The 26,227-nt window shown below is 62.3% G+C and carries 23 protein-coding genes and 1 pseudogene; 4 read left to right on the top strand and 20 right to left on the bottom strand.

The genetic code is table 11. The features are described from left to right. Positions 1-15: 15 nt before the first annotated feature. Positions 16-2,127 carry a hybrid sensor histidine kinase/response regulator gene (locus AC193Q_RS04780; protein ID WP_121185137.1) on the bottom strand — a complete coding sequence of 704 codons (2,112 nt, stop codon included), beginning with the start codon at positions 2,125-2,127 and terminating at the stop codon, positions 16-18. A gap of 135 nt (positions 2,128-2,262) precedes the next feature. Next, positions 2,263-2,952, bottom strand: a complete 690-nt coding sequence (locus AC193Q_RS04775) for a GntR family transcriptional regulator (RefSeq protein WP_047294016.1) — start codon at positions 2,950-2,952, stop codon at positions 2,263-2,265. Positions 2,953-2,971: 19 nt separating this feature from the next. On the opposite strand from AC193Q_RS04775, the pseudogene AC193Q_RS04770 reads away from it, so the two are divergent. Next, positions 2,972-3,070: pseudogene (locus tag AC193Q_RS04770) on the top strand (hypothetical protein); the annotation flags it as partial. 121 nt (positions 3,071-3,191) lie between these two features. On the opposite strand, the gene AC193Q_RS04765 reads toward AC193Q_RS04770, so the two are convergent. From AC193Q_RS04765 to AC193Q_RS04730, 8 genes are all read right to left on the bottom strand, one after another. Then, on the bottom strand, positions 3,192-3,851 hold the full coding sequence (locus AC193Q_RS04765) for a DUF799 domain-containing protein (protein ID WP_027613674.1): 660 nt from the start codon (positions 3,849-3,851) through the stop codon (positions 3,192-3,194). Further along, complete coding sequence (locus tag AC193Q_RS04760) at positions 3,848-4,216, bottom strand: DUF4810 domain-containing protein (protein WP_003225593.1); 369 nt, start codon at positions 4,214-4,216, stop codon at positions 3,848-3,850. Before AC193Q_RS04760 ends, AC193Q_RS04765 begins: the two co-directional genes overlap by 4 nt. A 29-nt stretch (positions 4,217-4,245) precedes the next feature. Continuing rightward, positions 4,246-4,932: a CsgG/HfaB family protein gene (locus AC193Q_RS04755; protein ID WP_177325722.1), complete on the bottom strand. Its 687-nt coding sequence runs from the start codon at positions 4,930-4,932 to the stop codon at positions 4,246-4,248. Between the two features lie 253 nt (positions 4,933-5,185). Next, positions 5,186-8,263 (bottom strand): error-prone DNA polymerase, encoded by a 3,078-nt coding sequence (locus AC193Q_RS04750; RefSeq protein ID WP_047294012.1) that lies wholly within the window; start codon positions 8,261-8,263, stop codon positions 5,186-5,188. Beyond that, complete coding sequence (locus tag AC193Q_RS04745; RefSeq protein ID WP_483879226.1) at positions 8,260-9,675, bottom strand: Y-family DNA polymerase; 1,416 nt, start codon at positions 9,673-9,675, stop codon at positions 8,260-8,262. Before AC193Q_RS04745 ends, AC193Q_RS04750 begins: the two co-directional genes overlap by 4 nt. 7 nt (positions 9,676-9,682) lie before the next feature. Continuing rightward, the gene (gene imuA / locus AC193Q_RS04740; RefSeq protein WP_483879225.1) at positions 9,683-10,300 is read right to left on the bottom strand and encodes a translesion DNA synthesis-associated protein ImuA; all 618 of its coding nucleotides are present in this window, start codon (positions 10,298-10,300) and stop codon (positions 9,683-9,685) included. Then, positions 10,300-10,917 carry a transcriptional repressor LexA gene (gene lexA, locus AC193Q_RS04735; protein WP_239777416.1) on the bottom strand — a complete coding sequence of 206 codons (618 nt, stop codon included), beginning with the start codon at positions 10,915-10,917 and terminating at the stop codon, positions 10,300-10,302. The genes imuA and lexA overlap by 1 nt, the downstream gene beginning before the upstream one ends. Before the next feature lie 207 nt (positions 10,918-11,124). Further along, entirely contained in the window at positions 11,125-12,042 is a 918-nt protein-coding gene (locus AC193Q_RS04730) for a LysR family transcriptional regulator (RefSeq protein WP_121185129.1), read from the bottom strand. A 103-nt stretch (positions 12,043-12,145) separates the two neighbouring features. On the opposite strand from AC193Q_RS04730, the gene AC193Q_RS04725 reads away from it, so the two are divergent. From AC193Q_RS04725 to AC193Q_RS04715, 3 genes are all read left to right on the top strand, one after another. Beyond that, positions 12,146-13,888 carry an amidohydrolase gene (locus AC193Q_RS04725; protein WP_483879224.1) on the top strand — a complete coding sequence of 581 codons (1,743 nt, stop codon included), beginning with the start codon at positions 12,146-12,148 and terminating at the stop codon, positions 13,886-13,888. Positions 13,889-14,027: 139 nt separating this feature from the next. Beyond that, the gene (locus tag AC193Q_RS04720; protein ID WP_121185125.1) at positions 14,028-14,765 is read left to right on the top strand and encodes a TorF family putative porin; all 738 of its coding nucleotides are present in this window, start codon (positions 14,028-14,030) and stop codon (positions 14,763-14,765) included. Between the two features lie 200 nt (positions 14,766-14,965). Then, positions 14,966-16,624 (top strand): phosphoethanolamine--lipid A transferase, encoded by a 1,659-nt coding sequence (locus tag AC193Q_RS04715; RefSeq protein WP_121185123.1) that lies wholly within the window; start codon positions 14,966-14,968, stop codon positions 16,622-16,624. Positions 16,625-16,749: 125 nt separating this feature from the next. Here the strand turns inward: AC193Q_RS04715 and AC193Q_RS04710 are convergent, their stop codons facing one another. From AC193Q_RS04710 to AC193Q_RS04665, 10 genes are all read right to left on the bottom strand, one after another. Next, the gene (locus tag AC193Q_RS04710; protein ID WP_121185121.1) at positions 16,750-17,028 is read right to left on the bottom strand and encodes a DUF971 domain-containing protein; all 279 of its coding nucleotides are present in this window, start codon (positions 17,026-17,028) and stop codon (positions 16,750-16,752) included. Then, on the bottom strand, positions 17,025-17,987 hold the full coding sequence (locus AC193Q_RS04705; RefSeq protein WP_121185119.1) for a HEAT repeat domain-containing protein: 963 nt from the start codon (positions 17,985-17,987) through the stop codon (positions 17,025-17,027). Before AC193Q_RS04705 ends, AC193Q_RS04710 begins: the two co-directional genes overlap by 4 nt. After that, positions 17,984-18,832 carry an ABC transporter ATP-binding protein gene (locus AC193Q_RS04700; protein ID WP_121185117.1) on the bottom strand — a complete coding sequence of 283 codons (849 nt, stop codon included), beginning with the start codon at positions 18,830-18,832 and terminating at the stop codon, positions 17,984-17,986. The genes AC193Q_RS04705 and AC193Q_RS04700 overlap by 4 nt, the downstream gene beginning before the upstream one ends. After that, positions 18,832-19,614 (bottom strand): ABC transporter permease, encoded by a 783-nt coding sequence (locus AC193Q_RS04695; RefSeq protein WP_121185115.1) that lies wholly within the window; start codon positions 19,612-19,614, stop codon positions 18,832-18,834. The genes AC193Q_RS04700 and AC193Q_RS04695 overlap by 1 nt, the downstream gene beginning before the upstream one ends. A gap of 133 nt (positions 19,615-19,747) precedes the next feature. Further along, positions 19,748-21,151, bottom strand: coding sequence for an ABC transporter substrate-binding protein (locus AC193Q_RS04690; RefSeq protein ID WP_483879223.1), 1,404 nt, complete (start codon positions 21,149-21,151; stop codon positions 19,748-19,750). A 240-nt stretch (positions 21,152-21,391) separates the two neighbouring features. After that, a complete protein-coding gene (locus AC193Q_RS04685) occupies positions 21,392-21,637 on the bottom strand; it encodes a 4Fe-4S dicluster domain-containing protein (RefSeq protein ID WP_042559450.1) in 246 nt (81 codons plus the stop codon). Positions 21,638-21,662: 25 nt separating this feature from the next. Then, positions 21,663-23,393, bottom strand: coding sequence for a fumarate reductase/succinate dehydrogenase flavoprotein subunit (locus AC193Q_RS04680; RefSeq protein WP_483879222.1), 1,731 nt, complete (start codon positions 23,391-23,393; stop codon positions 21,663-21,665). Beyond that, on the bottom strand, positions 23,390-24,142 hold the full coding sequence (locus AC193Q_RS04675; protein ID WP_483879221.1) for a GntR family transcriptional regulator: 753 nt from the start codon (positions 24,140-24,142) through the stop codon (positions 23,390-23,392). The genes AC193Q_RS04680 and AC193Q_RS04675 overlap by 4 nt, the downstream gene beginning before the upstream one ends. A gap of 186 nt (positions 24,143-24,328) precedes the next feature. Continuing rightward, positions 24,329-25,294, bottom strand: coding sequence for a Gfo/Idh/MocA family protein (locus AC193Q_RS04670; protein ID WP_047293973.1), 966 nt, complete (start codon positions 25,292-25,294; stop codon positions 24,329-24,331). 27 nt (positions 25,295-25,321) lie between these two features. Next, positions 25,322-26,209, bottom strand: coding sequence for a Dyp-type peroxidase (locus AC193Q_RS04665; protein WP_095666760.1), 888 nt, complete (start codon positions 26,207-26,209; stop codon positions 25,322-25,324). Positions 26,210-26,227 lie beyond the last annotated feature (18 nt).

The raw sequence follows: 26,227 nt of genomic DNA, 5'->3' as shown, positions 1-26,227 counted from the left end.
TCGGGAATTGGCCAGCTAGGCACTGAGCACCGATCGAATCATCTGCAACAGTGACTTCGGGCCATACGGTTTGCTCAGCAAGTGCGTGTCCGGGCTCAACTGGTGGTTGCGTGAAATGATGTCGCGGGTGTGCCCAGAGGTGAACAGCACCGCCACCGGCGGCACCTGCACCTTGGCCCATGCCGCCAGATCGGAGCTTTTGATCAGCCCCGGCATCACCACGTCGGTGAAAATCAGATCCACTTCGATACCTTCCAGCAGCCTCTGCATCGCCACGTCGCCATTGCTCGCAGTCAGTACGCGGTAGCCTTCCTCGCGCAGCAATTCCACGGCCGAGGCGCGCACCGCGTCGTTGTCTTCAACCACCAGGATGGTTTCGTGGCCGCCGCTCTGCTGCGGGTCGACGCTCGGCGTTTCATCAAGGACCGGACGCAGGCTGCGCGGAAAGTACAGTTGCACCCGCGTGCCTTCGCCCACGGTGCTGTCGATCTCGACATGGCCACCACTTTGTTTGACGAAGCCGAACACCATGCTCAAACCGAGCCCGGTACCCTGGCCGTCAGCCTTGGTGGTGAAGAACGGCTCGAATACCTGCTCAAGCATTTGAGGCGCAATGCCGACGCCGCTGTCGCTGACCATCACCCGCACGAAATCGCCGGCGACGATGCCTTTGCCTGCGCAAAAAGTGCTGTCCAGCCGCGTATTGATGGCGCTGAGGACAATCGTGCCCTCGCCTTTCATCGCGTCCCGGGCGTTGATCGCCAGATTGAGAATGGCGTTTTCCAGCTGATTGCGGTCGACGTTGATGTGCCAGGGGTCCTGCGGCAATTGCACGTCGATCTGAATGGTTTCGCCCAGCGCACGCTGCAGCAATTCGCCGACGCCGTCGAAGATCTGCCGTGGATCACACACCGCCGGCGACAACGGTTGGCGCCGGGCAAAAGCGAGCAATTGTGACGACAGTTTCGCACCGCGTTCCACCGCTGCCAGCGAGGCGCTGACCCGGCGTTGCACGTTGGCATTGTCCGGCTCATGCCGCGCCAGCAAATGCAGGTTGCCGGCAATCACTTGCAGCAGGTTGTTGAAGTCGTGGGCCACGCCGCCGGTCAGTCCGCCGATGGCTTCAAGTTTTTGCGACTGGCGCAATTGCTCCTCCGCCGCCAGCCGGGCATCCACTTCACTGGCCACCCGCTGCTCCAGGTTGCGCGTGAATTTGAGCAGGGATTCTTCGGCAATCTTGCGTTCATGGATGTCGATCAACACCCCGGGGAAACGAAACGGCGCGCCGTGTTCGTCGAACTCGCAGGCGCCACTGGCGAGCACCCACAGGTAGCTGCCGTCCGCGCGCCGCACGCGGTATTCGGCGTTGTACGGCTCGCCGGTCTGCAGCGAATGATTGACCCGGTCCTGCACCCACGCCAGGTCATCCGGGTGAATCCGCGACTCAGTCAGGGATTGCGGCAGGTTGCTCAGATCCTGCTCGGGCGGATACGAAAACGTGCGAGCGAAACGCTCGTCCGCCGACAACACATTGTTCTTCACATCCCAGACAAACGAGCCGAGCAACGCCCCGGCATTCAGCGCCAGACGCACCCGTTCGTTGTCGGCCCGATAGGCGTCTTCTGCCGCCTGACGCAGGCGCTCGGAGCGCACCAACTCGGTGGTCTCGACCACCATCGCCATCACCCCGGAAGGCACGCCGTCGTCGTTGGCCACCGGGCTGTAATACAGATCCATCCAGACATCTTCAGGCACGCCATCGCGCAACAGCACCAGTTCCTTGTTGCGGTAGGACAAGGTGCCGCCCGCCAGACAGGTGTCAACCACGTGCCGATTGAAGTCGGCGACTTCCGGCCACCCCAGTTCCACGGGTGCACCCAGCAGATACGGGTGGCGACCACCGGCAAACTGCGAGTACGCGTCGTTGTAGATCATGTACCCGGCGTGGCCCCAGAGCATGACCATCGGCAAGGGCGAGGCCAGCATCAATTGCACGGCGCTGCACAGGCTGGCAGGCCAGGTGTCGAGCGGGCCGAGTTCGGTGTGGCGCCAGTCGAACGCGCAAATGCGTTCGGCCATCTCGCCTTTCCAGCCGTCACAACCGTGGCTATCGGATAAAAACTGCATCGATTGACTCGGTGTCCTGTGGTGTTTGCCCGATATATCGCAACGCTGAACGGACGCAGCGCCCCTGTGTTTCGAGCGCCGCCGGTCGCATTGGTTTCATTGAAGGTATAGCCGATTTCTCGCGGCGCCCGGGGTTCAGACCCCGATCAGGTGTTTGAGCGGATGGTAGCCAGTTTTCATCTTCGCAGCGACGTCGAGAATCGCCTTTTCGACGCCATTGAGGTGCAGGCAGGTCAGCTCGATGGCGGCGTTCTGGTCGCCTGCCTCGATGTATTCGATCAGGCGCAGATGTTCGTTGTCGCGGCAGGCTTCGTGGCTGTCGTCATCCAGTGCGGCAACGTACAGCGAGGCACGGGAAATCAGCTTCTGGAACCAGTCCAGCAGCACCGGATTATTGAGGCTGCGCGCCAGTTTGATATGGAACTCGCCGAGCAGGTGGATCAGTCGTTCATGATCGCCGGCGGCGTGGGCTTCATCTTCCAGCAACAGGTGTTTGCGCAGGTCTTGCATCGCCGCGGCGTCCTTGCGGCGGCACAGCTCGGTGACGATGCCGATCTCGATCAGCCGCCGGGTTTCGAACAGCGAGCGGATCTCTTCATTGCTCGGCAACGACACCGACGCCCCCTTATTGGGCTCGGTGGTGACCAGGCCTTCGGCCTCCAGTTGCTTGAGCGCAGCGCGCACCGACGTACGGCTGACATTGAACAGTTCGGCCAGCGAAGCCTCGCCCAGCTTCATCCCCGGACGCAGCGAACGTTTGCTGATCGCCTGGTAAACCCCTTGGTAGACGCGGTCGACCGTGGTTTCCAGTTTCTTCTCGGTCATTCGAACACTCCTTTAGCCTCGGGCAAACACGGTGTTCCAGAGTTTTGCGCTGTTTGCTTCGATAAGTGTGGCGCAGGATATCGCCTTTGGTGGCGAGATGCAGGGGATGAATCGCAAGTCAGGCGGGGTCAAGTGAGCGGGAGGCCGTCATGATGCAAAAAGATCGCAGCCTGCGGCAGCTCCTGCATTTGGGATGCGTTTCCCTGCAGGAGCTGCCGCAGGCTGCGATCTTTTGATCTTCAGTCAGTACCGTATTTCGGCGAACGCGGACCGTACAACAGGCCGGCGTGCTGACCGGCCGACAACAGACGATTGCTCGCCACACCGGCAATCGGATACCCGGCGTCGGTCGAACTGTTGATCACCTGCTTCACTGCGGCGGTAATCAGCATGCCGACCAGACCGCCACCGCTGTTGTTACCGCCCTCTTCGCTCGACGCCCGCGCCGAACCGGTCCACAGCGTGGTGCCGGACTTCAGGTCCACCAGTTTGGCGGTGGCGGTCACGGCGGTTTCGCTGCTGATGACCATGTAACGCGTACCGTACTCGGTCACGGTGATGTACAACGCAGCGTCGGCGCCGAAGATTTCCTTCAGCTTGTTCGCCGGAGCCTGATGGATGTCATCCGGTGTGGTCAGACCGTTCTGGCGGAAGGTTTCGTCCACCAGCGTGATCGGCAGTACGTAGTAACCGGCTTCAGCGAGTGGGAATGTCACCTGCGACAGCAGGCTGTACGACGCCTTCACGTCGGGCGAGGTGTTCAGCGGCGGCAGCACCAGAATGGTCTTCGGCCGTGCCTGCTTGTACGCCGAGTAATCCACGGTTTTCGGCGCGACGCAGCCACCGAGCACGGTCAGGGCCAAACCGGCGGCCAGCAGTTTCAGGGTGCGCGAAATCATTTGGCGTCTCCGGTCTTGGCGTTTTTAAGCAGAAAATCCATGTACGGGCCGGACTCGGGGAACAACGCTTTTTCGGTGCGGAACTGCTGCACCATCTGATCGTCCTTGCCCATGCTCAGGTACAGCAGGCCCAGGTGCGCGTGATAGCCCGGCGGCACGGCCTTGCCAGTGGAACGGATCTTTTGCAGATCGCGCTCCAGCACTTCGGCCTGGGCTTCCTTCGGCTCTTCGCCTTTGAAGTATTCGTAGACCTGCGGTTGATAGTCTTCCCACTGGTACAGGGTTTTCGGGCTGCTGCAACCGGCCAGCAAGGCGCTGGCGGCCAGCGTCAGGGCCAGCAGCGACCGCGACAAAGTCAGATTCATGGGGTGTTGCTCCTTGCAATGAATAACGATCAGTTAGCCGGTTTCCAGGCACCGGCGTTCATGCCATCGACCAGACGATTGATCGCCTCGCGCATGGCCAGATCAAGGACTTTGCCGTTGAGGGTGGAGTCGTACGCGGCGGTACCGCCAAAACCGATGATTTCGCGGTTGGACAAGGCGTACTCGCCGGCGCCCTGCGTCGAATACACCACTTCGGAGGTGCTGATGTTGACGATGTTCAGGTTGACCTTGGCGTAAGCGACCTGAGTCTTGCCCCGGCCGAGAATGCCGAACAGTTGGTGGTCGCCGGTTTCCTTGCGGCCGAACTCGGTGACGTCACCGGTGACCACGTAATCGGCGCCCTTGAGGCGCTGGGCCTGGCCCTTGATCGCGGCTTCCTGCTGGATCTCGCCCATGTTGTCGCGGTCCAGTACCGAGAAACGGTTGGTCTGCTGCAGGTGAGTGATCAGGATGGTCTTGGCCTGGCCGCCGAGACGATCGACACCGTCGGAGAAGATCCCGCGCATGTAGCTGGAGCGGTTATCGAACTTGCCCACCGCCATCGGTACGCGAGCGCCGGTCCAGACTTGCGTGGCGCTCTCGACCTTGGCCACCGGCAGTGCGCGGGAGCTTTCGGTGGCGCAGCCGGCAAGGGAGCTGGCGAGGGTGCCGAGCACGGCAATCGCAACGCCTGAGACCAACATCCGGGAGATCATTCTCACTGTGCATTCCTTCTGAAAAAACGGTGTGTCCCGGCACGGCAAAGCGGTGGGGAGCAGGAAAAGGGGCGGCATTATGACAAAGTGCCATCATTCGCGACAGATTTTTTTGACGCCAATGAATTGGCTGATCTGAACACCACAAATCCCCCTCTGTAGGAGCTGCCGCAGGCTGCGATCTGTTGATCTTGTTTTTAAAAATCAACGTCAAAGGATCGCAGCCTGCGGCAGCTCCTACAGGGGATCGGTGTTAATGGAAGTCGCGGCTCTGTACGCGGATGCCGTCGAGCAGCGGACTCAGATCGCTCAGCCGCCCGGCGATCAGGTGCCGCACTTCGCCCTCACGCTCCCAGCGGCCGTCAACCTTGAGCAGTTGCGAGCCGACCAGCACCTGACGCTGACGCTCGGCCAGATCGCGCCAGACCACCACGTTGACGTTGCCGAACTCGTCTTCGAGGGTGACGAAGGTAACGCCGCTGGCAGTGCCCGGTCGCTGACGCCCGGTGACCAGCCCGGCGATGCTCACTGGCCGACCGTGTTCCACGTCCAGCAACTCCTGTGAACTGCGGCAACGCCGGGCCTTGAGTTCGCCACGCAGCAACGCCAACGGATGCGGCCCCAGGGTGGTGCCAAGCGTCGCGTAATCGGCCTGCAAGTCCTCGCCGACACTCGGTTTGGGCAGCAGCACATCGGGCTCTTCCTGGCTCGGCAAGCCGGCAAACAGACCCAGCTGTTTCTGCACCCCGGCCACTTCCCAGCGCGCGCGATGCCGATGCCCGGCCATCCCGCGCAACGCCCCGGCATCGGCGAGCAACGCCTGGGTCCGACTGTCGAGCGCGGCCCGTTCGCCCAGGTCGGCGACATCGGCAAACGCTCCCCGCGCCCGCGCCGCCTCAATGCGCCGCGCATCGTCCTCGCGAAAGCCCTTGATCATCCGCAGGCCCATGCGGATCGCCGGTTGCGCGCCGCTGATCGGTTCCAGGCTGCAATCCCAGTCACTGGCGCGCACGTCCACCGGACGGATCTGCAATTGATGGCGGCGTGCGTCCTGAAGGATCTGATCCGGGCTGTAGAAACCCATCGGCCAACTGTTGATCAGCGCACAGGCGAACGCCGCCGGTTCATGGCACTTGAGCCAGCAACTGGCGTAGGTCAGCAAGGCGAAACTGGCGGCGTGGGATTCGGGAAACCCGTAACTGCCGAACCCCTTGATCTGCTCGAAGATCTGCGCGGCGAACTCCGGGCTGTAGCCGTTTTTCTTCATCCCGGCAGCCAGACGCTCCTTGTGCGGCTCCAGCCCGCCGTGGCGCTTCCACGCGGCCATCGAGCGACGTAACTGATCGGCCTCACCGGGGCTGTAGTCGGCGGCGACGATGGCGATCTGCATCACCTGTTCCTGAAACAGCGGCACGCCGAGGGTGCGCTTGAGCACCACTTCCAGCTCCGGCGAGGGATAGGTTTCCGGCTCTTCCTTGTTCCGGCGACGCAGGTACGGATGAACCATCCCGCCCTGAATCGGCCCCGGGCGGACGATGGCGACCTCAATCACCAGGTCGTAGAACTTCGCCGGCTTCAGGCGCGGCAGCATCGACATCTGCGCCCGCGATTCGATCTGGAACACGCCGATGGTGTCGGCGCGGCTGATCATCTCGTAGGTCGGTTTGTCTTCTGCGGGAATTGTCGCCAGGCTCAGATCCAGATGCCGATGCCGACGCAGCAAGTCGAAGCAGCGACGGATCGCACTGAGCATGCCGAGGGCGAGTATATCGACCTTGAGCAGGCCGACCGCGTCGAGGTCGTCCTTGTCCCACTGAATGATCGTGCGCTCGGCCATGGCCGCGTTTTCCACCGGCACCAGGGTGTCCAGTGGCTGTTCGGAAATCACGAAACCGCCGGGGTGCTGCGACAGGTGCCGGGGGAAGCCGATCAGTTGCCCGGTCAGGCTCAGCACCCGGCGCAGTACCGGGCTGTCGGGATCGAAGCCGCCTTCGAGCAAGCGTGCCAGCGGCGGTGTTTCATCGCTCCAGTGACCGCAGCAATCGGCCAACGCATTGATCTGATCCGGCGGCAAGCCCAAGGCCTTGGCTACATCGCGCACCGCACCGGCGGCGTGGTAGGTACTGACCACCGCCGTCAGCGCTGCCCGCTGGCGACCATATCGGCGAAACACGTATTGCAGGACTTCTTCGCGGCGTTCGTGCTCGAAATCCACATCAATGTCCGGCGGCTCGTTGCGCTCCTTGGACATGAAGCGTTCGAACAGCAGCGTGGTGCGATCCGGGTCGATCTCGGTGATGCCCAAGGCAAAACACACCGCCGAGTTGGCCGCCGAACCGCGGCCCTGACAGAGAATCCTTTGCTCGCGGGCAAAGCGCACCACGTCGTGCACGGTGAGGAAGTAGCTTTCGTAGCCGAGTTCGGCGATCAGTTTCAGCTCGTCATCAATTTGCTTGAGCACTTTGGCCTGTGGTCCTTGCGGCCAGCGCCAGGCAATGCCTTCTTCGGTCAGTTGCCGTAACCAGGAACTACCGGTGTGTCCCTCTGGCACCAGCTCTCTCGGATACTCATAGCGCAACTCGCCAAGATCGAAGGTGCAGCGCCGCGCCAGTTGCACCGAGGCGTCGAGCAACGCTTGCGGATACAGCTCGCGCAACACCTCGAGGCTGCGCAGATGGCGCTCGCCGTTGGGATGCAGGCGCAACCCGGCCTCGGCCACCGGGACGTGATGGCGGATCGCAGTCATGGTGTCCTGCAAAGCGCGCCGGCCACGGGCGTGCATGTGCACATCACCGCTGGCCACGGCGGCAATCTGCAGTTGCTCGGCCAGACTCAGCAGCGCCGCCAGCCGGCGCTGATCGTCTTGCCCGCGATGCAACTGCACCGCCAGATACAGGCGCGCGCCGAACGTCTGTTTCAGCCAGCGCCCCTCTTGCACGTCATCGACGCTGTCCGGCACCCACACGATGAACAGTCCCGGCAGCGGCTCGCTGAAATCCTCACGCAGCACCTGGTACTGGCCCTTCTGCGTGCGCCGCCGAGCCTGGGTAATCAAGCCGCACAAGGTCTGATAGCCCGCCAGATTCTCTACCAACAGCAGCAGTTTCGGGCCGTTGTCGATGCGCACTTCGCTGCCGATGACCAGCGGCAGTTCCACTGATTTCGCCGCTTGCCAGGCGCGGACGATCCCGGCCAGCGTGCACTCGTCGGTGATGGCCAGCGCCTGATAACCGTGTTTTTTTGCCCGCTGGAACAGCTCAAGGGCGCTGGAGGCACCGCGCTGGAAACTGAAGTTCGACAGGCAATGCAGCTCGGCATAACCATCGCTCATGCAAACCAGCCCTGCAGCCACAACGGCCCGCCCTCACCCACGGCTCGATAGGCCCAGCCCTGCTGACCGGCGCGGTTCTGGATCAGGTAGTAATCGCGGCGCACGTCGTCACCGTCCCACCAGCCGGATTCGATGCGCTCCGGCCCCATGAGGATTCGCGCCGAACCTTCGGGCACGCTTTGCGGTTCGCCGAGCAACCAGCCCGGACGCTGCACACTCGGCAAACCACTGCAACGCTGCTTGTCGACGCCGTTCTGCCAGGCACATTCGGGGCGGTGGTCGGCCTGAAAGCGCAAACCCTGCACCGCGTCATCGCCGAGCCGTGCGCGCAGGCGTTCGCGCAACTGTTCCCAGGGCAAGGTCTGTTGCGGACGGTCATCGAACAGTTCCTGAAACTGCGGCACAAAACTCGGCAGGTCTTCGGCACGCAGGCGAAAACCGCGCACCGGGGCCTCGACCTGGACTTGCTCCAGTCGCCCGCGGGCCAGTTCAAAGAGCATCGCCGGATCGCGCTCGGCGCTGAGCAGGCCGACCTTGATCAGCGTGTCCGGCAGCCCGGCGTGCTCCAGATGCAGGTCGAAACGCTGCACGCCGCTGTCACGTCCGCAGAGGAACGCCGACAGGTCAGCGGTCAAGCGGCGTAACGGGAACAGCAGCGCCTGATGCGACTGCACATCGAAATTGAGTTCGATGCGCACATCGAAACGATCCGGCGGCAGGTAGAACGCCAGGGCCAGCGGCCGCGCGCCAAACAAGGTGTCGAGGTGTTTGAGCATCGACGCTTCGAAACGCCGGGCCAGGGCCTGACGTGGCAGGCTCTGCAGCTGGCTCAGGTGGCGCAGGCCCATGCGCGTCAGCGCCGTGGCGACTTGCGGCTCCAGCCCGACGCGGTCGACGGGCAACTGCCCGAGGTGATGTTGCAGGGCTTCACCGTCCGGTACGACGAGACCGTCGTAGGCGTTGGCCAGCACCCGCGCCGCCACCGGATTCGGTGCCGCGACGATGCGATGGCGGAAACCCAGCTCGGTCAACTCCTCGCGCAGCCGTGCTTCGAACTGCGTCCAGGAACCGAACAGGCCCAGACTGGATTCGATCTCGAACACCACGGTACGCGGGTAATGCACGCTGACCTGGGCGCTGAACCGATAAGCCCATGCCGCGAGAAATTGCTGCCAGTGCTCGACCTCGGCAAGGTCGTAATCGGCCGTGGCAAAGCCTTTGCACAAGGCTTGTGCGGCGGTCATCGACTGGCCGGCACGCAGCCCGAGCTGGCGCGCCGCCGGATTGACCGCTTGCAGCACCCGGCGCTGGGCCGGGCCGCTGAGCAGCACCAACGGCTCAGCAGGATCGGCACGCTGACGCAACACCGCGTCGAGGGCCAATTGCGGGAACAGAATACACACCCAGCGCATGACGACCTCAGTGCCCCACGACAAACGCAATCGGCGCCGTGCGCGCCAGTCCGCCCCGGCATTTGAGCACGCGCAACTGGGCCGGTCTGGCATCGATGGCAATCCGTAGCGCGGCCGGCGACGGGTTGACCGCCTCGCTCAGCGGGCGCCAGGCAAACGCCAGGGTCTGGCCGGTTTCCGCCGCCACCTGCAAGCGCCGCAACGCGCGGTCATCGGCCTTGTGCGGCCAGCACAGTACCGCGCCGCAACTGCCCGAACGCAGGCATTGTTCCGCCGCCCACAAGGCATCGCGTTCGCTGGCCTGGATTACCGACAACTGACGCAGATCGACCCCGGCGTTCGCCCACGCCTGCGGGTACGGTACGAACGGTGGCGCCACCAGCACGATGCGCTCGCCCGCCGCCGACAGCCGCGCCAGCGTCGGCCACACCAGTTGCAGCTCGCCAACCCCGGGCCCGGCCAGGAGGATTTCGCTCAGCGCCGCTTCCGGCCAGCCGCCGCTGGGCAACGCCGCATCGAGGGCTGAATGCCCGGTGGGTTGCGGGCTGGCCGCCGGTGGCGCAGGCCGGCCCTTCCAGACCTGGCCACCATTGAACAGCGTATCGAGTGCAACGACGGCGCCCATCAGCCTTGCCTCACCAGACCGCAGAACACCCCTTCGATGGCCAGGTCCTGATCGTCGCGCACGACAATCGGCTGGTACGCCGGGTTGCGCGGTAGCAGGCGCACTGTAGTGCCGACACGTTCGAAGCGTTTGATCGTCACCTCACCGTCGAGTCGCGCCACCACGATCTGGCCGTTGAGCGCCTCGGGATTGCGCTTCACTCCCACCAGATCACCGTCGAGAATGCCGTCCTCGATCATCGAGTCGCCCTGCACCCGCAACATGTAGTCGGGCGCACGGGAGAACAGCGCGGGATCAAGCATCAAGCGGTTATGGATGTCGGCATCGGCACCGATCGGTGCGCCGGCAGCGACCCGGCCGAGCACCGGAATATCCAGCAGCTCCGGGCGCGGCGCTTGCCCAAGCAGGCGAATGCCCCGGGCCTGGTGCGGGTTGACCTCGATAAACCCGGCTTCGGTGAGCGCCAGCACATGCTTGCGCGCCACGCTGCGCGAGGCAAAACCAAAAGCCTCGCTGATTTCAGCGAGGCTTGGGGGCTGACCGTGTTCGGCGATGCGTTCGCGGATAAAGGTCAGGATGGCGGTACGGCGGGGAGTCAGGTTTGTCATGGAGTACATTTGTACTCCTGTGGGATTTTACTGACAAGCACCGCCAGTCGGCCTGGATTGATCATTCACAAAAATCAAAAGATCGCAGCCTCGTTTCACTCGTCAGCTCCTACAAAGAAGACGACTCGGGAACCTGTAGGAGCTGCGGAAGGCTGCGATCTTTTGATCTTTTTTAAAAATCGCAGCCTGCGGCAGCTCCTACAGGGGAACGGGGCTTCAGTTGAGGCCGCGTTCGGCGAGGAAGGCGGCAATGTAATCGATGAACGCCACGACCTTGGCCGTGGCCCGCCGATGGCTCGGGTACACCGCGAGAATGTGCGGGCCGAAGCTGTCCGGGTCGATTTCGTAGTCAGCCATGACCCGTACCAGACGCCCGTCGGCGATGTACGGCGCGGCGCTCCACAGCGGTGTGTGCAGCAAACCGCGTCCGGCCAGGGCGCCGGCCAGCAGCAGGTCGTAATTGTCACTGCGCAACCGCGGCGCCGTCGGCTGTGGCAGGCTCAGACGCTGGCCGTCGCGCTCGGCCCACCAGAACTCGCGACTGAGCAACGGGTGCTGATACAACAGCCATTCATGCTGCTCAAGGGTTTGCGGATTCACCGGCAAGCCCTTGCGCGCCAGATACTCCGGGCTGCCGCACAAGGCCAGACGATTGCTGCCGACCACCCGCGCAATCAGCCCCGGCAGGTCGTCATGGCCCTCGCGCAAGGCCAGGTCATAGCCGCTTTCCAGCAGATTGACGAACGCGTCGCACAGATCCACTTGCAGGCTGATCTGCGGGTATTGCTGCAAGAAACCGTCGCACACCTGATCAAGAAACGCCCGCCCATAAGCCAGTGGCGCGGTGATTTTCAGATTGCCGCGCAGACCGTGCTGCAATTGCTCGATCTCTTCGCCGGCCTCCTCCAGCCGCTGCAACACCAGCCGTGCGGTTTCCAGGTAGACCCGGCCGATTTCGGTCAGCAGGATCCGCCGCGTGCTGCGCTCGAACAGTCGCGCACCGAGTTCCGCCTCCAGGTGATTGACCGCTTTGGTCAGGGCCGACGGGGTCTTGCCCAGTTGCTCGGCCGCGCGACTGAAACTGCCGAGTTGCGCGGTGACCACGAACATTTTCAGTGCACCCAACTTGTCCATGCTTTTTCCATTCAGGCAAAAACGTTTTTCGTGAGGAAGGCGTTCTGTTGGCCAGTGTCAGCCACTAATCTGGCCATCAGACGCAATAACAAGGAAATCTTCAATGAAAAGATTCATCCCGAGCCTGCTGGTGAGCGCTATAAGTTTTGCCTCGATGGAAGCCATGGCCGCCACCGATCTGGTGCTGGTCAACGGCAAGATTTTCACCGCCGACCGTGCACAGCCAAAGGTTCAGCCGCTGGCCGTGGAGAACGGCAAAGTGCTGAAAGTCGGCACCAATGCGCAGATCAAGGCGCTGATCGAACCCGGAACGCAGGTGATCGACCTCGGCGGCAAGACCCTGATGCCAGGCTTGATCGACAGCCATTCCCACGCGATTTTCGGCGGTCTGGAAATGGTCTCGGCCAACATGGAGGACGAAGTCGTCGCCCTCGATGAATTGCAAAAGCGTCTGCGCGCCTGGCGTGATGACGGCAAGGCGAAACACGGCGACGTGCTGAGCATCGCCGGCATGAGTTCAGCGTACTGGGCGCAGGCCGAAGCGCTGGGCAAGACTTTCAACCAGGGTGAATGGGCCGACGTGCCGGTGGTGTTCACCGGCAGTGACCACCACACCGCGTGGGCCAACAACGTGATGCTCAAGCGCGCCGGCATCGACGCGGCATTGCTCAAAACCCTGCCCGCTGCGGAAAAAGACACGATCGGCACACTGGCGAACGGTGAACCCAACGGTTTTCTGGTCGATGCTGGCTGGGACCGGGTCGCAGCCAAAATGCCGGTGCCGAGCCCGGCCGATATGCTCAGCGCAGCCAAATCCGCCGTGCGCTTCAACAACAGCCTCGGCATCACCGCGTGGATGGACCCCGCCGCCAACGCCGCACCGGGCGAGGCCGTGTTCGCGCTCAAACCCACCGAGAAAACCGTCGGCGTGCTGCCGGCCTACAAAGCGCTGTCGGCAAGCGGCGACATGAGCGTGCACGTCGCAGCGTTGCTGGTCGCCAACCCGAAAAGCCTGCCGGCCGATCTCGACACGCTGGATAAAGTGCGCCAACAGTTTCAGGGCATCCCCAATCTGACCCTGCCCGGGATCAAGATCTTCGCTGACGGCGTGATCGAGTACCCGGCGCAGAGCGCGGCGATGATCGATCCGTACCGCAATTCGCACAAACAGGGCGAGCTGCTGATCGATCCAGCGCATTTCGGCGAACTGGTCAGCGCCATCGATCAACGCGGCTGGCTGGTGCACATTCACGCCATTGGCGACCGCGCGGTGCGTGAGTCGCTGAACGGTATCGAACGCGCGCGCAAGGATCGGCAGAGCGGCATCACGCACTCGATCACCCACTTGCAGATGGTCAACCCAAAAGAGTTCGCCCGCTTCAAGCCGCTGAACGTGATCGCTTCAATGCAACTGCTGTGGGCCAGCGCCGACGACTACACCACCGATATGATCAAGCCTTACGTCAGCGCACTCGCCTTCCGCTATCAATACCCGGCGCATTCGCTGCTGAAACAGGGTGCGACGATTGCCGGCGCCAGCGACTGGCCGGTGTCCTCACCCAATCCGTTCAATGCCATGGCTCAGGCCATCACCCGCGTCGGGCCGATGGGCGTGCTGAATGCCGACGAGCGTCTGGATCGCGAAACCATGTTTTACGCCTATACCGCCAACGCGGCGCGGACCATAGGCCTGGACAAACAGATCGGCTCACTGACGCCCGGCAAACAGGCCGATTTCATCGTGGTCGATCGCGACGTGTTCAGCGTCGACGAAAAGGCCCTGCATGACACCCGGGTGCTGCAGACCTGGTTCGCTGGCCGTCAGGTCTACACCGCCACCCCATAACAACTCGTTCCCCGTGTAGGAGCTGCCGAAGGCTGCGATCTTTTGATTTTTCAAGATCAAGATCAAAAGATCGCAGCCTTCGGCAGCTCCTACAGGTTTCCCTTTCTGCCCAAAAATAATCACAACACCGGGACTTCACATGAAAGCCTTGCCCTTGCTCGCCCTGAGTTCCTTGAGCCTGCTGCCCCTGAGCAGCCACGCAATTCCCTTGAGCGACGATTTCGCCATGCTGGTCGACCTGACGCTGGCCAGCGACTACCGCACTCGCGGTATCTCGCAAACCCAGAATGACCCGGCGGTGCAGGCCGGTCTGACGCTGGCCCACAGCAGCGGTTTGTACGTGGGGGCCTGGAGTTCCAATGTCGATTTCGGCGGTGGTCTGAAAACCCGGCAGGAAGTCGACTACTACGCGGGCTGGCTGTGGCAGGCCACCGAGGATGTCAGCCTCGATCTGGGCTACATCAAGTACGCGTACCCCAAGGAAAGCCAGTTCAACCAGAGCGAGGTTTACGGGATTCTCGGCGTCTACGGAGTGAAGCTGGCGGCGTATTACTCCAGCGATGCGCCGGGGATCGACAGCAAGCAGAGTTCGCTCTACAGCTATGTCGGTTATGAAACCGAACTGCCGTTCGACTCTGGCTTGAAACTGCGTTACGGCACTATGGATTTCAAGGATCCGCATTTGTACTCGGCGTCCGGGCATGGCGAGGACAGCTACCGCGAATGGGAGGTCAAACTGACGCACAACCTGGCCGGCGTGGTATTGGGCCTGAGCTACATCGATACCGATCTGTCGCAGAGCCAGTGTCTGAGCAACTGGGGGTTCAAGGATGTGTGCACGGCGACGGTGGTCGCCAGCCTGAGCAAATCCTTCTGACTCCCCGCCTTGTGTAGGAGCTGCCGCAGGCTGCGATCTTTTGATTTTGAAAAGCAAGATCAAAAGATCGCAGCCTGCGGCTGCTCCTACAGGGAACGGGGTTATTTGTTACAGGATGTTTACGAATTTTTTACTATTGTTCTTCTACAGTTACGCGCGTTACCGCGCGTGTTTTCTATTCTGCTAGAGGAATGTCTGTAATGGCTTTGGGCAAAGGACTGCGTTTACCGTCCATCACTTCCACCCGTCTGGTGCTGCTGTTTTCCCTGGCACTGGTGACGCTGTACAACCTGGCGACCTGGAAGGCGCTGGGGAATCTGATCACCTTGCAAGGCGCGCACAAACTGGCGTTTTTCGCCTCGTTCGGGCTGTTCCTGTGGGCGGCGATCACCCTGCTACTGACCCTGGTGTCGTTTCGCTGGACGCTGAAACCGGCACTGACCGTGGTCGCCCTGCTCTCGGCCTGCGCCGCGTATTTCATGAACGAATACGGGATCACCATCGATACGGTGATGATCCAGAACGTATTCGAAACCAATCCCGCCGAGGCTGCCGCGCTGTTCAACGGCAAGCTGCTGGCTTATGTGTTGCTGCTCGGCGTGCTGCCAGCGGCGTTGATCTGGCGCTGGCCGGTGAGTTATCGACCGTTCTTTCGCGGCCTGCTCAACAAGCTGCTGGTGATTGCCGCCTGCGTGCTGGTGATCGCTGCCTCGGTGGGCGCGTTCTATTCGACTTATGCGCCGATCTTCCGTGAAGAAGACAAGCTCACCCACTTCATCAACCCGACCAACTACATCTACGCCATCAGCAAGTACACCAAGCAGCGTCTGGGTATCAAAAAGCACTTTGTGGTGCAGACCATCGGAGAAGACGCGGTGATGAGCGCCAAAGCCGCCAGTCGCGAGAAGAAGTCGCTGATGGTGTTTGTGGTCGGCGAAACCGCCCGCGCCGATCATTTTTCGCTGAACGGCTATGCGCGCGAGACCAATCCCGAGCTGAGCAAACTGGACATCCTCAACTTCACTCAGGTGCATTCCTGCGGCACGTCCACGGCGGTGTCGGTGCCGTGCATGTTCTCGATGTTCCCCCGTGAGGATTACAGCGACAAGAAAGGCAAAACCTACGAAGGCCTGCTGGATATCCTGCAACGGGCCGGCGTGCAGGTGCTGTGGCTGGACAACAACAGCGACTGCAAGGGCACCTGTCTGCGCGTACCGCACCGCGACATCGCGAAGAACCAGCCGGGGCCGTTCTGCGACGGCAACAACTGCCTGGACGAAGCGCTGCTGGCCGACCTGCAAGGCTACATCGACAGCCTCAAGGGCCACGCGATCATCGTCCTGCACGCCGACGGCAGCCACGGCCCGGAATACTACGAGCGCTACCCGAAAAGCATGGAGCGCTTCGCCCCGATCTGCCACACCAACCAGCTGGGCAGTTGCAGCCGCGATGAACTGGTGAACGTGTACGACAACACCATCCTCTACACCGACCACTTCCTCGCCAAGGTCATCGAGTTGCTCAAACGCAATCAGGACTCACTGGACACCTCGATGGTGTATGTCTCCGACCACGGCGAATCCCTGGGCGAAAACGGCCTGTACCTGCATGCGGCGCCGTATGCGCTGGCGCCCGAGGCGCAGACTCATGTGCCGATGGTGATGTGGTTTGGCAACAACACGCTGGCGCAGTTGGGGATTAATCGCGATTGCCTGCAAGGCAAGACCGGGCAGCCGGACCTGAGCCATGACAACCTGTTCCATTCGGTGCTGGGCTTGTTCGAGGTGAAGACCGCGTTGTATCAGCCGGGGCTGGATGTGTTTCGCGGATGCCGGCCAGCCATGACGGCTGCGCAATAATCCGGATATTGCACAAAACCCTGTGGGAGCTGGCTTGCCAGCGATGGCGGTCTGTCAGTCACATAGATGCCTGATATGCCGGCCTCATCGCTGGCAAGCCAGCTCCCACAGGGAAAGCAGTGTTCTCAAGAACTGAGTTGTGCCAAATAGTCCCACGGGTAAATTCCGCGTTGATGGCCGTCACTGAACACCAGTTGCACACCATAGCCCTGCGGGTTGATTTCGATCAGGCGAACACGCTCATCGACCTGCGGAGTCACACCTTTCAGGCGAAACGCGCGGCACTGCGAGCACGGGCACCGGCGGCGCAGTTCGGCATGGTTGAACAGCGATTCACGGCCGTCCGGCCAGCTCAGGCGCAGTGTCCGTTCGCTTTGCGAGTTGCCCACCGACAGCGGATTCATTGCAGCTGACTCAAGGCAATCCGCACCGCTTTGCGCACTTCCGGATCACCGTCATCCTGCGCCGCCTGCAACGCCGCCACCGCACCGCGATCATTCAACTCACCGAGGGCCAGCGCGGCTTCCTTGCGCAGGTTACTGATGCGATGGCCGAGGGTCTCAATCAAGGCGTCCAGCGCTGGCGCAAAACGCAGGCGACCGAGGCTGCGGGTGGCGCGCAGGCGCACTTGCCAGTAGTCATCGCTCAGGGCATCGATCAATGCCGGGCCAGCATCGCCGTGGCCGACCTTGCCCAACGTGGTGGCCGCCTCTTCGCGCACTTGCCAGGCGTGATCGTGCAAGGCCTGACGCAGCGCCGGCAATACCTCGGCGCCAGACGCCAGACCGAGAGCCCCGGTGGCGGCGCGGCGCACTTCGGTGTCCGGGTCGGCGCTGGCCAGTCGCGCCAATGCCGGCAGTGCGTCGAGCTGCTTGAGCCAGCCGAGCACGCCGATGGCTTCGCGGCGCACGCTGGCGTCGGCATCATCAAGTGCCGCGACAGCAGCAGGCGCTGCAGCGGCGAAACGCAGTTCGCGCAAGGCGCGGAACGCGGCGATCCGCACACTGACCTCGGCATGCCCGGTCCACGGCAGAATCACCCGGCCGGCGGCTTCAGATTTAAGCAGACTCAGACTTTGTGCGGCGGCGGCCTGCACTGCCGCAGACGGATCGGTCAGCGCCTGGCACAGCGCAGCCACCACCGGTTCGTCTTCCCACGCTTCCAGCAGCCGCGCGGCTTCGGCGCGGACGTCTTCAGCCGGATCATCGGTCAGCCTTTCGACCAGCCACAGCAGGCCGTCCGGTTCTTCCAGATCTGCCAGCTCGATCAAGGCAATGCGCCGCACACCGGCATCGTCAGCGGTCAGACGCGATTGCAGGGCGAGGATGTCGTCATTGTCAGTCACAGCAAAAAATGAGGTCATAAGGCAAATCGCGGCAAGGGGTTTTCGGGCGGCAGACCGAGCGGGTTGAGGCGCGGCAGCGGTCGGTCGTTGTCGTGGCGCAGCAGGTCGAGACAATGGCGCTTGAGGCGGGAGAATTCGGTGCTGGTGACCAGCTCAGAGGTACGCGGACGCGGGAAGTCCAGGCGCAGGTCTTCGATGATTCGCCCCGGACGTGCGCTCATCACCAACAGTCGATCGGCGAGGAACAACGCCTCGTCGATGTCGTGGGTGACGAACACCACGGTGGTGCGAATCCTCGTCCAGATGTCCAGCAACAGCTCCTGCATGTTCAGGCGGGTCAAGGCATCCAGCGCGCCGAACGGCTCGTCCATCAGCAACAGCCGTGGACGGTTGACCAGCACCCGGGCGATTTCCACCCGTTGCTGCATGCCGCCGGACAGCTGATCCGGCCAGCTTTCGGCAAAGCCTTCAAGGCCCACCAGTTGGAGGATTTCATCGGCTGCGCGATGGCGTTCGGTTTTGCCGAGGCCGCGCATTTTCAGGCCGAAAGCCACGTTGTCGCGTACCGTGCGCCACGGGAACAGCGTGTGGTGCTGAAAGACCATGCCCCGTTGCGGCGATGGCCCGCTGACCTCGCCGCCGTCGACTTTGAGGCTGCCGGCATGGGCGCTCAAGTGTCCGGCGAGTGCGCCGAGCAAGGTCGACTTGCCGCAACCGGACGGGCCGAGAATGCACACGAACTGGCCCGGTTCGATCTGGCAGTCCAGACCTTGCACGGCTTCGAAAGCCTGTTGGCCTTCGCCGAGCACGATCGACAACTGGCGAATATCGATCCGCCCTTCCGGGGTTTGCATCGCGCTCATCAGGCTTTTCCTCGTGGTCGGTGCCAGGGCGTGAAGAGCCCGCCCAAGCGTTTGATCAACAGGCTGCTGCCCATGCCCAGCACACCGATCAGCAGCATGCCGACGACGATGTCGGCGTAGTTCTGGATGGTGTAGGACTCCCAGGTGTAGTAACCGATACCGAACTGGCCGGAGATCATTTCTGCCGTCACCAGGCAGAACCACGAGGTGCCCATGCCGATGGCCAGGCCGGTGATGATGCTCGGTGCGGCGCCGGGCAAGACCACTTCCAGCAGAATCGCCCGGCGCCCTGCCCCGAGGCTTTTCGCCGAGGCGATCAGCCGTGGATCAACGCCTTCAACGCCGTGCACGGTGTTGAGCAGGATCGGGAACAGCGCACCGGTAAAGGTGATGAACACCATCGACAGCTCCGACGACGGGAACATCAGGATCGCCAACGGTATCCACGCCACCGCCGGGATCGGCCGCAGCACTTCCAGTGGTGGCAGCAGCAAGTCTTCAGCCCATTTCGAGCGGCCGATGGCCAGCCCCAGAGCGATGCCGATGAAAAGTGCCGCGAGGTAACCGGCGAACACGCGGCTGAGACTGGCGCTCAGGTGCTGCAGCAGCTTGCCGGAATCGCCCAGGCCCAACGCCGCTTCGATCACCGCCAATGGGGTGGGCACGTTGGCGAAAGTGACCAGACCGAGATTCCAGTGGTGGCTGGCGGCGAGTTGCCAGAACAGCAGGCAGAGCAGCAACGACGCCGTTCTTGGAATCCAGCGTAAATAGGATCGGTACACAATTCTTCCTCTCAACCGAGATCCCCTGTAGGAGCTGCCGAAGGCTGCGATCTTTTGACTTTGATTTTAAAAAGCAAGATCAAAAGATCGCAGCCTTCGGCAGCTCCTACAGAGAGGCGCGGTGTTCTTCGGGTTAGCGGCTGGCTACGGCCTGGGTTGTGGCATCGATAAAGTCGAAAACCTTGCCACCCTGCGCCGCCGCATAGTGCTGCGCCTGGCCCTTGAGCAGGAACGCACTCAACCGCCCCTTGGCATCGCTGGCAAACCACGCCTGATCGGCGAGCAATTTGATCCCGCTGTCACTGGCCTGGGCATACACCGCGCGGATGTTTTTGCCTTCCTGCTTCAACGCGGCCAGCGCAGTGAAAGCGGATTCGGCGGAGGCGTACTGGCGCACCGTGTCTTCACCGCGCACCCAGATTTCGGCGACGTGGCTAACGTCGGTGATGGCTTTGCCGGTCGCTGCATCCACGGCTTTCAACGGCGTCTGCGCGTATTTGGCGAGTTGCGCGCTGTAGTCCAGATTCGACGCCTTGAAGGCGGCGCGGATGTACTGATCGTCGATGAAGGTGTTGAGGTCGAGGCCGCGATCGGCTTTCTTCAGCAGCTTCAAGGTGTCGATCGCCGTCCCCACGGCCTGGCGGTATTCCGGCTTCCAGCTCAAGTCGCGGGTCTGCACGCCCAGCGGGCCGTGGAACAGGTAGTTGACCTCGGCATCGACGCCGGTGACCTTGGCGATCAGCTCGCTGTACTTCTCAGGCTCAGCAGCCAGCAACTGGTTGGCCTCGATGCTTGCGCGCAGGTAGGCGACGACGATTTCCGGGTATTTTTTCGCGTAAGCCTGATCGACCAGCGCGCCGTGGAACGTCGGCGCATTGGCCTGAGCGCCGTCGTAGATCTTGCGGGCGAAACCACGGCTGGGGAACAGTTCGGCGAACGGCACGAAGTCGGCGTGGGCGTCGATCTTGCCGGCCTGCAACGCGGAGCCGGCGACTTCCGGTGGCTGGGCGATGATGTTCACGTCCTTGAGCGGGTCCCAGCCCTGCTCCGCCACCGCGCGCAGCAACATGCCGTGGGCGGTTGAAGCAAAGGGCACCGAAATGGTCTTGCCCTTGAGCTCGCTCAGCGCCTGCACCCCGGACGCGCTCGGCACCACGATGCCGTTGCCGCTGCCCTTGATGCTGCCCGACAGCACGCTGATGAACAGGCTGTGCTTGCCGGCGGTTTCGAACGCCACCCCGTTGAATGCGCCGGGGAAATCGGCCATGGCGCCGAAATCGAGTTTGCCAGCGACCATCTCGTTGGTCAGCGGCGCGCCGCTGGTGAAGTTTTTCCACTGCACATCGTACTTCGCGTCTTTGTAGGCGCCGTCGTGCGGCAGGTATTTGTCGAGCAGACCGAGTTCACGAATCAACAGCCCGCCAGCGGCGCAGTTGATGGTGGTGTCCTGGGTGCCGATGGCAATGCGGATGGTTTCGGCCGAGGCCGACAGGGTGAATGAAGCCAGTACCAGACCGGCGAGTGCTGCACGCAACATGGTGTGTTTCCCCTCGAATCATTGATTGGATGTTCGTCTCCGCCGCGATCAGGGCGCGGTGGGAAACGAGGGGGTTTCGGTTTTTCCAGCGTCCGGGGTATGCCGGATGGCTTTTGTGCTGTCCAGGGGGGCCTCATCGCTGGCAAGCCAGCTCCCACAGGTTTCTCGGGTGTTCGCAAAATCCATGTCCCACTACAAATCCTTGTGGGAGCTGGCTTGCCAGCGATGGCGTCAGCCCAGTCACCGCAGTAAATAAGGGATGTCGACCTTTACGGCACCGGTCGGGCAATCCTTTTCACAGGGCATGCAGTACCAGCATTCATCGAACGCCATGTAGGCCTTTTGTGTGGCCGGGTTGATCGCCAGCAGGTCCATCGGACAGACGTCGACGCACACGGTGCAGCCCTTGTCGGCGATGCATTTGTCCTCGTCCACGGTGACCGGGGCGTTGGAGCGGAAGAAGATTTCCTGGGCTTGATAGGCCATGGTTCGGACTCTCTCTGGTGATGCATCAAGCGGCAAAAGCGCCCACTCGCAAGCGGTCGTAAGCCTGCATGTCTTCGGCATCGAGCGCGATGATGTAAGGCTCGACGGGTTTCTTGAAACTGGTCATCCGGCCGTCGTCACCCTTCTTCAGGTGGCAGTGGCAGAACCATTCGCTGTCGTTGCGCTGCGGATGATCGACGCGGTAGTGGTACAGGCCCCAGCGACTCTCGGCGCGGAACAGCGAGGCGCGCGCGGCCATTTCGGCGCAGTCGCGGATCACGCTGGTTTCCATGGCGCGCATCAATTCGTGGGCGTTGTTGGCCTTCATCTGCCCAAGGTCGCGTTCGATGTCGCTGAAGCGCTGCAAGCCGATCTGCATTTTTTTGGTCACTTTCGGCGGTTGCAGGTAGTCGTTGACGAAGCGTCGCAGCTTGTACTCGACCTGCGCCGGAGGCAGACCGTGTTCACGATCCAGCGGCGCGTAGACCCGCGCTTTCTCTGTTTCGATCTGCGCGGCATCCAGCGTCGAGAACTCGCGCCCGGCGACGAAATCCGCCGCGTTCTGCCCGGCGAACCAGCCGTAAGTGAACGCGCCGAGCATATAGTTGTGCGGCACGGCGGCCATGTCACCGGCCGAGTACAAACCTTTGACCGAGGTCTCGGCGCGCTCGTTGACCCACACCCCGGACGCCGAATGGCCGCTGCAAAAGCCGATCTCGGAGATGTGCATCTCGACCATCTGCGTGCGGTAATCGGTGCCGCGATTGGCGTGAAACTGGCCGCGACTCGGGCGTTCGTTGCTGTGCAGGATCTCTTCGATGTTCTGGATGGTTTCCTCGGCCAGGTGATCGAGTTTGAGAAACACCGGGCCGTTGCCGCTTTCCAGTTCCTGGTGGAACTCCCACATCATCTGCCCGCTCCAGTAGTCGCACTCAATGAAGCGTTCGCCCTTGTTGTTGGCGGTGTAGCCGCCGAGCGGGCCGGTGACGTAGGCGCAGGCCGGGCCGTTGTAGTCCTTGATCAACGGGTTGATCTGGAAGCACTCGAGGTTCGCGAGTTCGGCTCCGGCGTGATAGGCCATGGCGTAGCCGTCGCCGGCATTGGTCGGGTTTTCGTAGGTGCCCATCAGGTAACCCGAGGACGGCAGCCCCAGGCGACCGGCCGCGCCACAGGCGAGAATCACCGCTTTGGCCTTGATCACATGGAAGTCGGCGTTGCGGCAATCAAAACCCATCACGCCGTTGACCGTGCCCTCCTCGTCGGTCAGCAAACGGGTGCAAACGAGGCGATTGGTGATGCTCACCCGCGCCCGTTTCAACTGGCGGTAAAGGACTTTCTTGATGTCGTGCCCTTCCGGCATCGGCAGCACGTAGGCGCCCATGTGGTGGACTTTTTTCACCGCGTAATCGCCGGTCTCGTCCTTCTCGAACTTCACCCCCCAGCGATCCAGCTGTTCGATGGTTTCAAAGCTGTGAGTGGCGTAGGCGTACACCGCGGCCTGATTGACGATGCCGTCGTTGGCGATGGTGATTTCCTTGGTGTACTGCTCCGGCGTCGAGTGCCCGGGGATGATCGCGTTGTTCAGGCCGTCCATGCCCATGCTGATCGCGCCGCTGCGCTTGACGTTGGCCTTGTCCACCAGCAACACGCGCAAATCACGGTTCTTTTCTTTGGCCTTGATCGCCGCCATCGGCCCGGCAGTGCCGCCGCCGATCACGACGATGTCGTATTCCTGCTCCAACGTGTTGCGCGTCATGCCTGCTCCCCTTTTTGCCGGTCGATCCGCAGGCGGTACTGGAACGCATCGCCACGGTAGTAAAGGTGTTCGAAGTCCAGCGGCTGGCCGTCGGCGTCGTGGGTCAGGCGCTCAATGCGCATGATCGGCGAACCGGCTTCGACGTTCAGCGCCTGGGTCAAATCGCTGTCGGCCAGTACCGCGTCGATCGCCAGATCCGCGTGGCCGAGGGCAATGCCGCAGTCGTTTTCCAGAATCAGGAAGATGTCGCGCGTCACCAGATCCGCCTTCTCCAGGCGCTCGCCGATGGCTTTGGGCAGGTAGGTGATTTCCAGCGAAATCGCTTCGCGGTTGATCAGGCGGACGCGTTTGATCTGCGCCACAGTCTCGCCTTCCGCGACCTGCAGGCGCTCGGCCACACGTTTGTCGGCAGGAATGAATTTGAAGCTGCGCAGGCGGTTGATCACCTCGTAACCGCGCCCGGTCATGGACTCGGCGAGGCCTTGCAGGCTGCTGACGTTCTGGAAGGTTTTCGGCTTGGCGACGAACGTGCCTTTGCCGTGGATCTTGAAGATCAGCCCTTCTTTCTGCAGATCGCCCAGTGCCTGACGCACGGTGATGCGGCTGACTTTGAACAGCGCGCCGAGCTCGCTTTCGGAGGGCATTTGGCTGTCTTGCGGGTATTCGCCGTCAAGAATGCGGGCGCGCAGCACGTCGCGCAGTTGCGTGTGCAGCGGGACACTTGCCAGGGACAGTACGTTATCGGTCATCACGGGATCACTTGTCATAACGAGTTATGACGTGATCTTAGAGACGTTATGACAAGCTTGAGAAATATTGTTTGGGCATAACCTTAGACGCGCTGTTGAAAAGCAAAGATCGCAGCCTTCGACAGCTCCTACAGTTTGAAAATGCGATCCCCTGTAGGAGCTGCCGAAGGCTGCGATCTTTTGACTTTAGCGTTTGAGGATCTGGTCCATCACCCAGTCGGTCTTGACGGCTTGCTCGGCGACGGCCGGATGCTGCGAATCCCCCCGAATATGCGCATTCATGCCGAGCACGTGGTGCCACTGAATGTGCTCGTGATGCGGGATCTCCAGGCTGATCTGCTCATCGGCGAATAGCTGCACCGGATGTTCGTCAAACACGGAGAACGCGATGCGCCCCTGACTGCCGATCATCTCCACGCGGTCCTCGCGCCGATCCGCGACAAAACTCCAACAGCCCATGCCCAGTGCTCCGGAGGCGAAGCGCCAACTGGCACTGACCGCGTCTTCCGCCGCATACAACCCGGCTTGCCGGGCGGTGAAACCGGCGACTTCAACGATGTCGCCGAGCAGGTACTGAAACAGGTCAAAACCATGGCTGGCCAGATCAGCAAAGTAGCCGCCACCAGCGACGCTCGGGTCGGTTCGCCAATTGGCGCTGCCGCCCAGATCCGCCGCCGAGGGGGCTTTGGTCAGCGTCCAGCTCAGGTGTCGTACCTCACCGATGCGGCCCTGCGCCAGCCATTGCCGCACTTGAGCAAAACGCGGCAGCGAACGGCGGTAGTAGGAAACGAAAAGGTGCAGACCGGCGTCGGCAAACGCCTGCTGCATCTCGCGGCTTTGCCCGGCGTTGAGCGCCATCGGTTTTTCGACGCAGCAATGCTTGCCGGCGGCAGCGACTTTCAGGCTGTAGGCGTGGTGGCTGTCGGGTGGCGTGGCGATGTACACCGCGTCCACCTCGGGGTCGTTGATCAGCGCATCGACATCGGTGTAGATCCGGGCGATGCCATGGCGCGCCGCGTAATCGCTCACCGCTTCGAGGCGCCGGCCCATCACCGCCACCAGCGCTGAACCCGGGGCCTTGTAGAAGGCCGGCCCGCTCTTGCGCTCGGCGACGCTGCCGCAGCCGATCATGCCCCAACGCACCACGTCCATGGTCAAACCCTCCGTGCTTGCAAAACCTCAGCCCAGGCGCAGCGCGCGCAGATCGAGGTGGCCGTCCTTGATGGGCGGGCACCAGTAATAGCCGCCGGTAATCGGTCGGCTGATGCGGTACAGACCATCAGCGATACCGTCTTCCAGACCGCTCATGCGCCGCAGTTGCGCCTCGAAGGCGTCCAGCGAGAACCCGAAGGCGAGGAACATCAGACCGGCCCGGTCACCTTCAATCCATGGCATCGAACGGCGCACGACGAAGGCTTCGGGGGCGAAGCTTTCCTGGGCGGTGCGTTTGACGTGGGCAGAGACTGGCGCATCGTCGATCTCTTCGTTGTCGCTCAGGCGACGGCCCATGATGTTGTCTTTGTCTTCGCCGGACAATTGATGAAAACCCTTGAGGTCGTGCTGCCACTGCTGGATCGCGGCGAAGCTGCCGCCGACCAGCCCTTCTGCGCCCTCGCCCAACAAGGCTGCAGCGATGGCGGCTTCGTCGTGCGGGTTTTCGGTGCCGTCTTCGTAGCCGGTCAGGTCATGGCCGTCCTTGTGGCGGAAGGCTTCCTGCCTGTCGACCAGGCGCAGCGCCGGGGCCAGTGCGGCCTCGACGGCGTTGCAGCGGTTGAGCAGTTCGCCACGGTCGTCACCATGCAGCCAGACCCACAGCGCGTGCTGGGTCGAGGGGTTTTCCACGCCGACGCCGGTCATGGCCGGGAAGCTGCGCAGACCGTCAATCTGTACGTTCAGCGCCTTGGTCAGGGATTCACCGAAACCGACCACCGCCGACTTGCCGTCCACCAGGCTCAGCAGGTTGTCGATCGCCTGCGGCAGTGCTTCAACCGACGCCAGGGCGAAAAACAGGTGACGCGCTTGTGCAGGAACGGGGGTGGCGAGAATGCCCGGCTGGTAGTAACTCATGTGAACTCCTTGGGAAAG

The organism is Pseudomonas sp. F2 (assembly GCF_057174385.1).
Note: the sequence above shows the minus strand (reverse complement) of the source record. Positions and strands in the feature narration are given on the sequence as shown.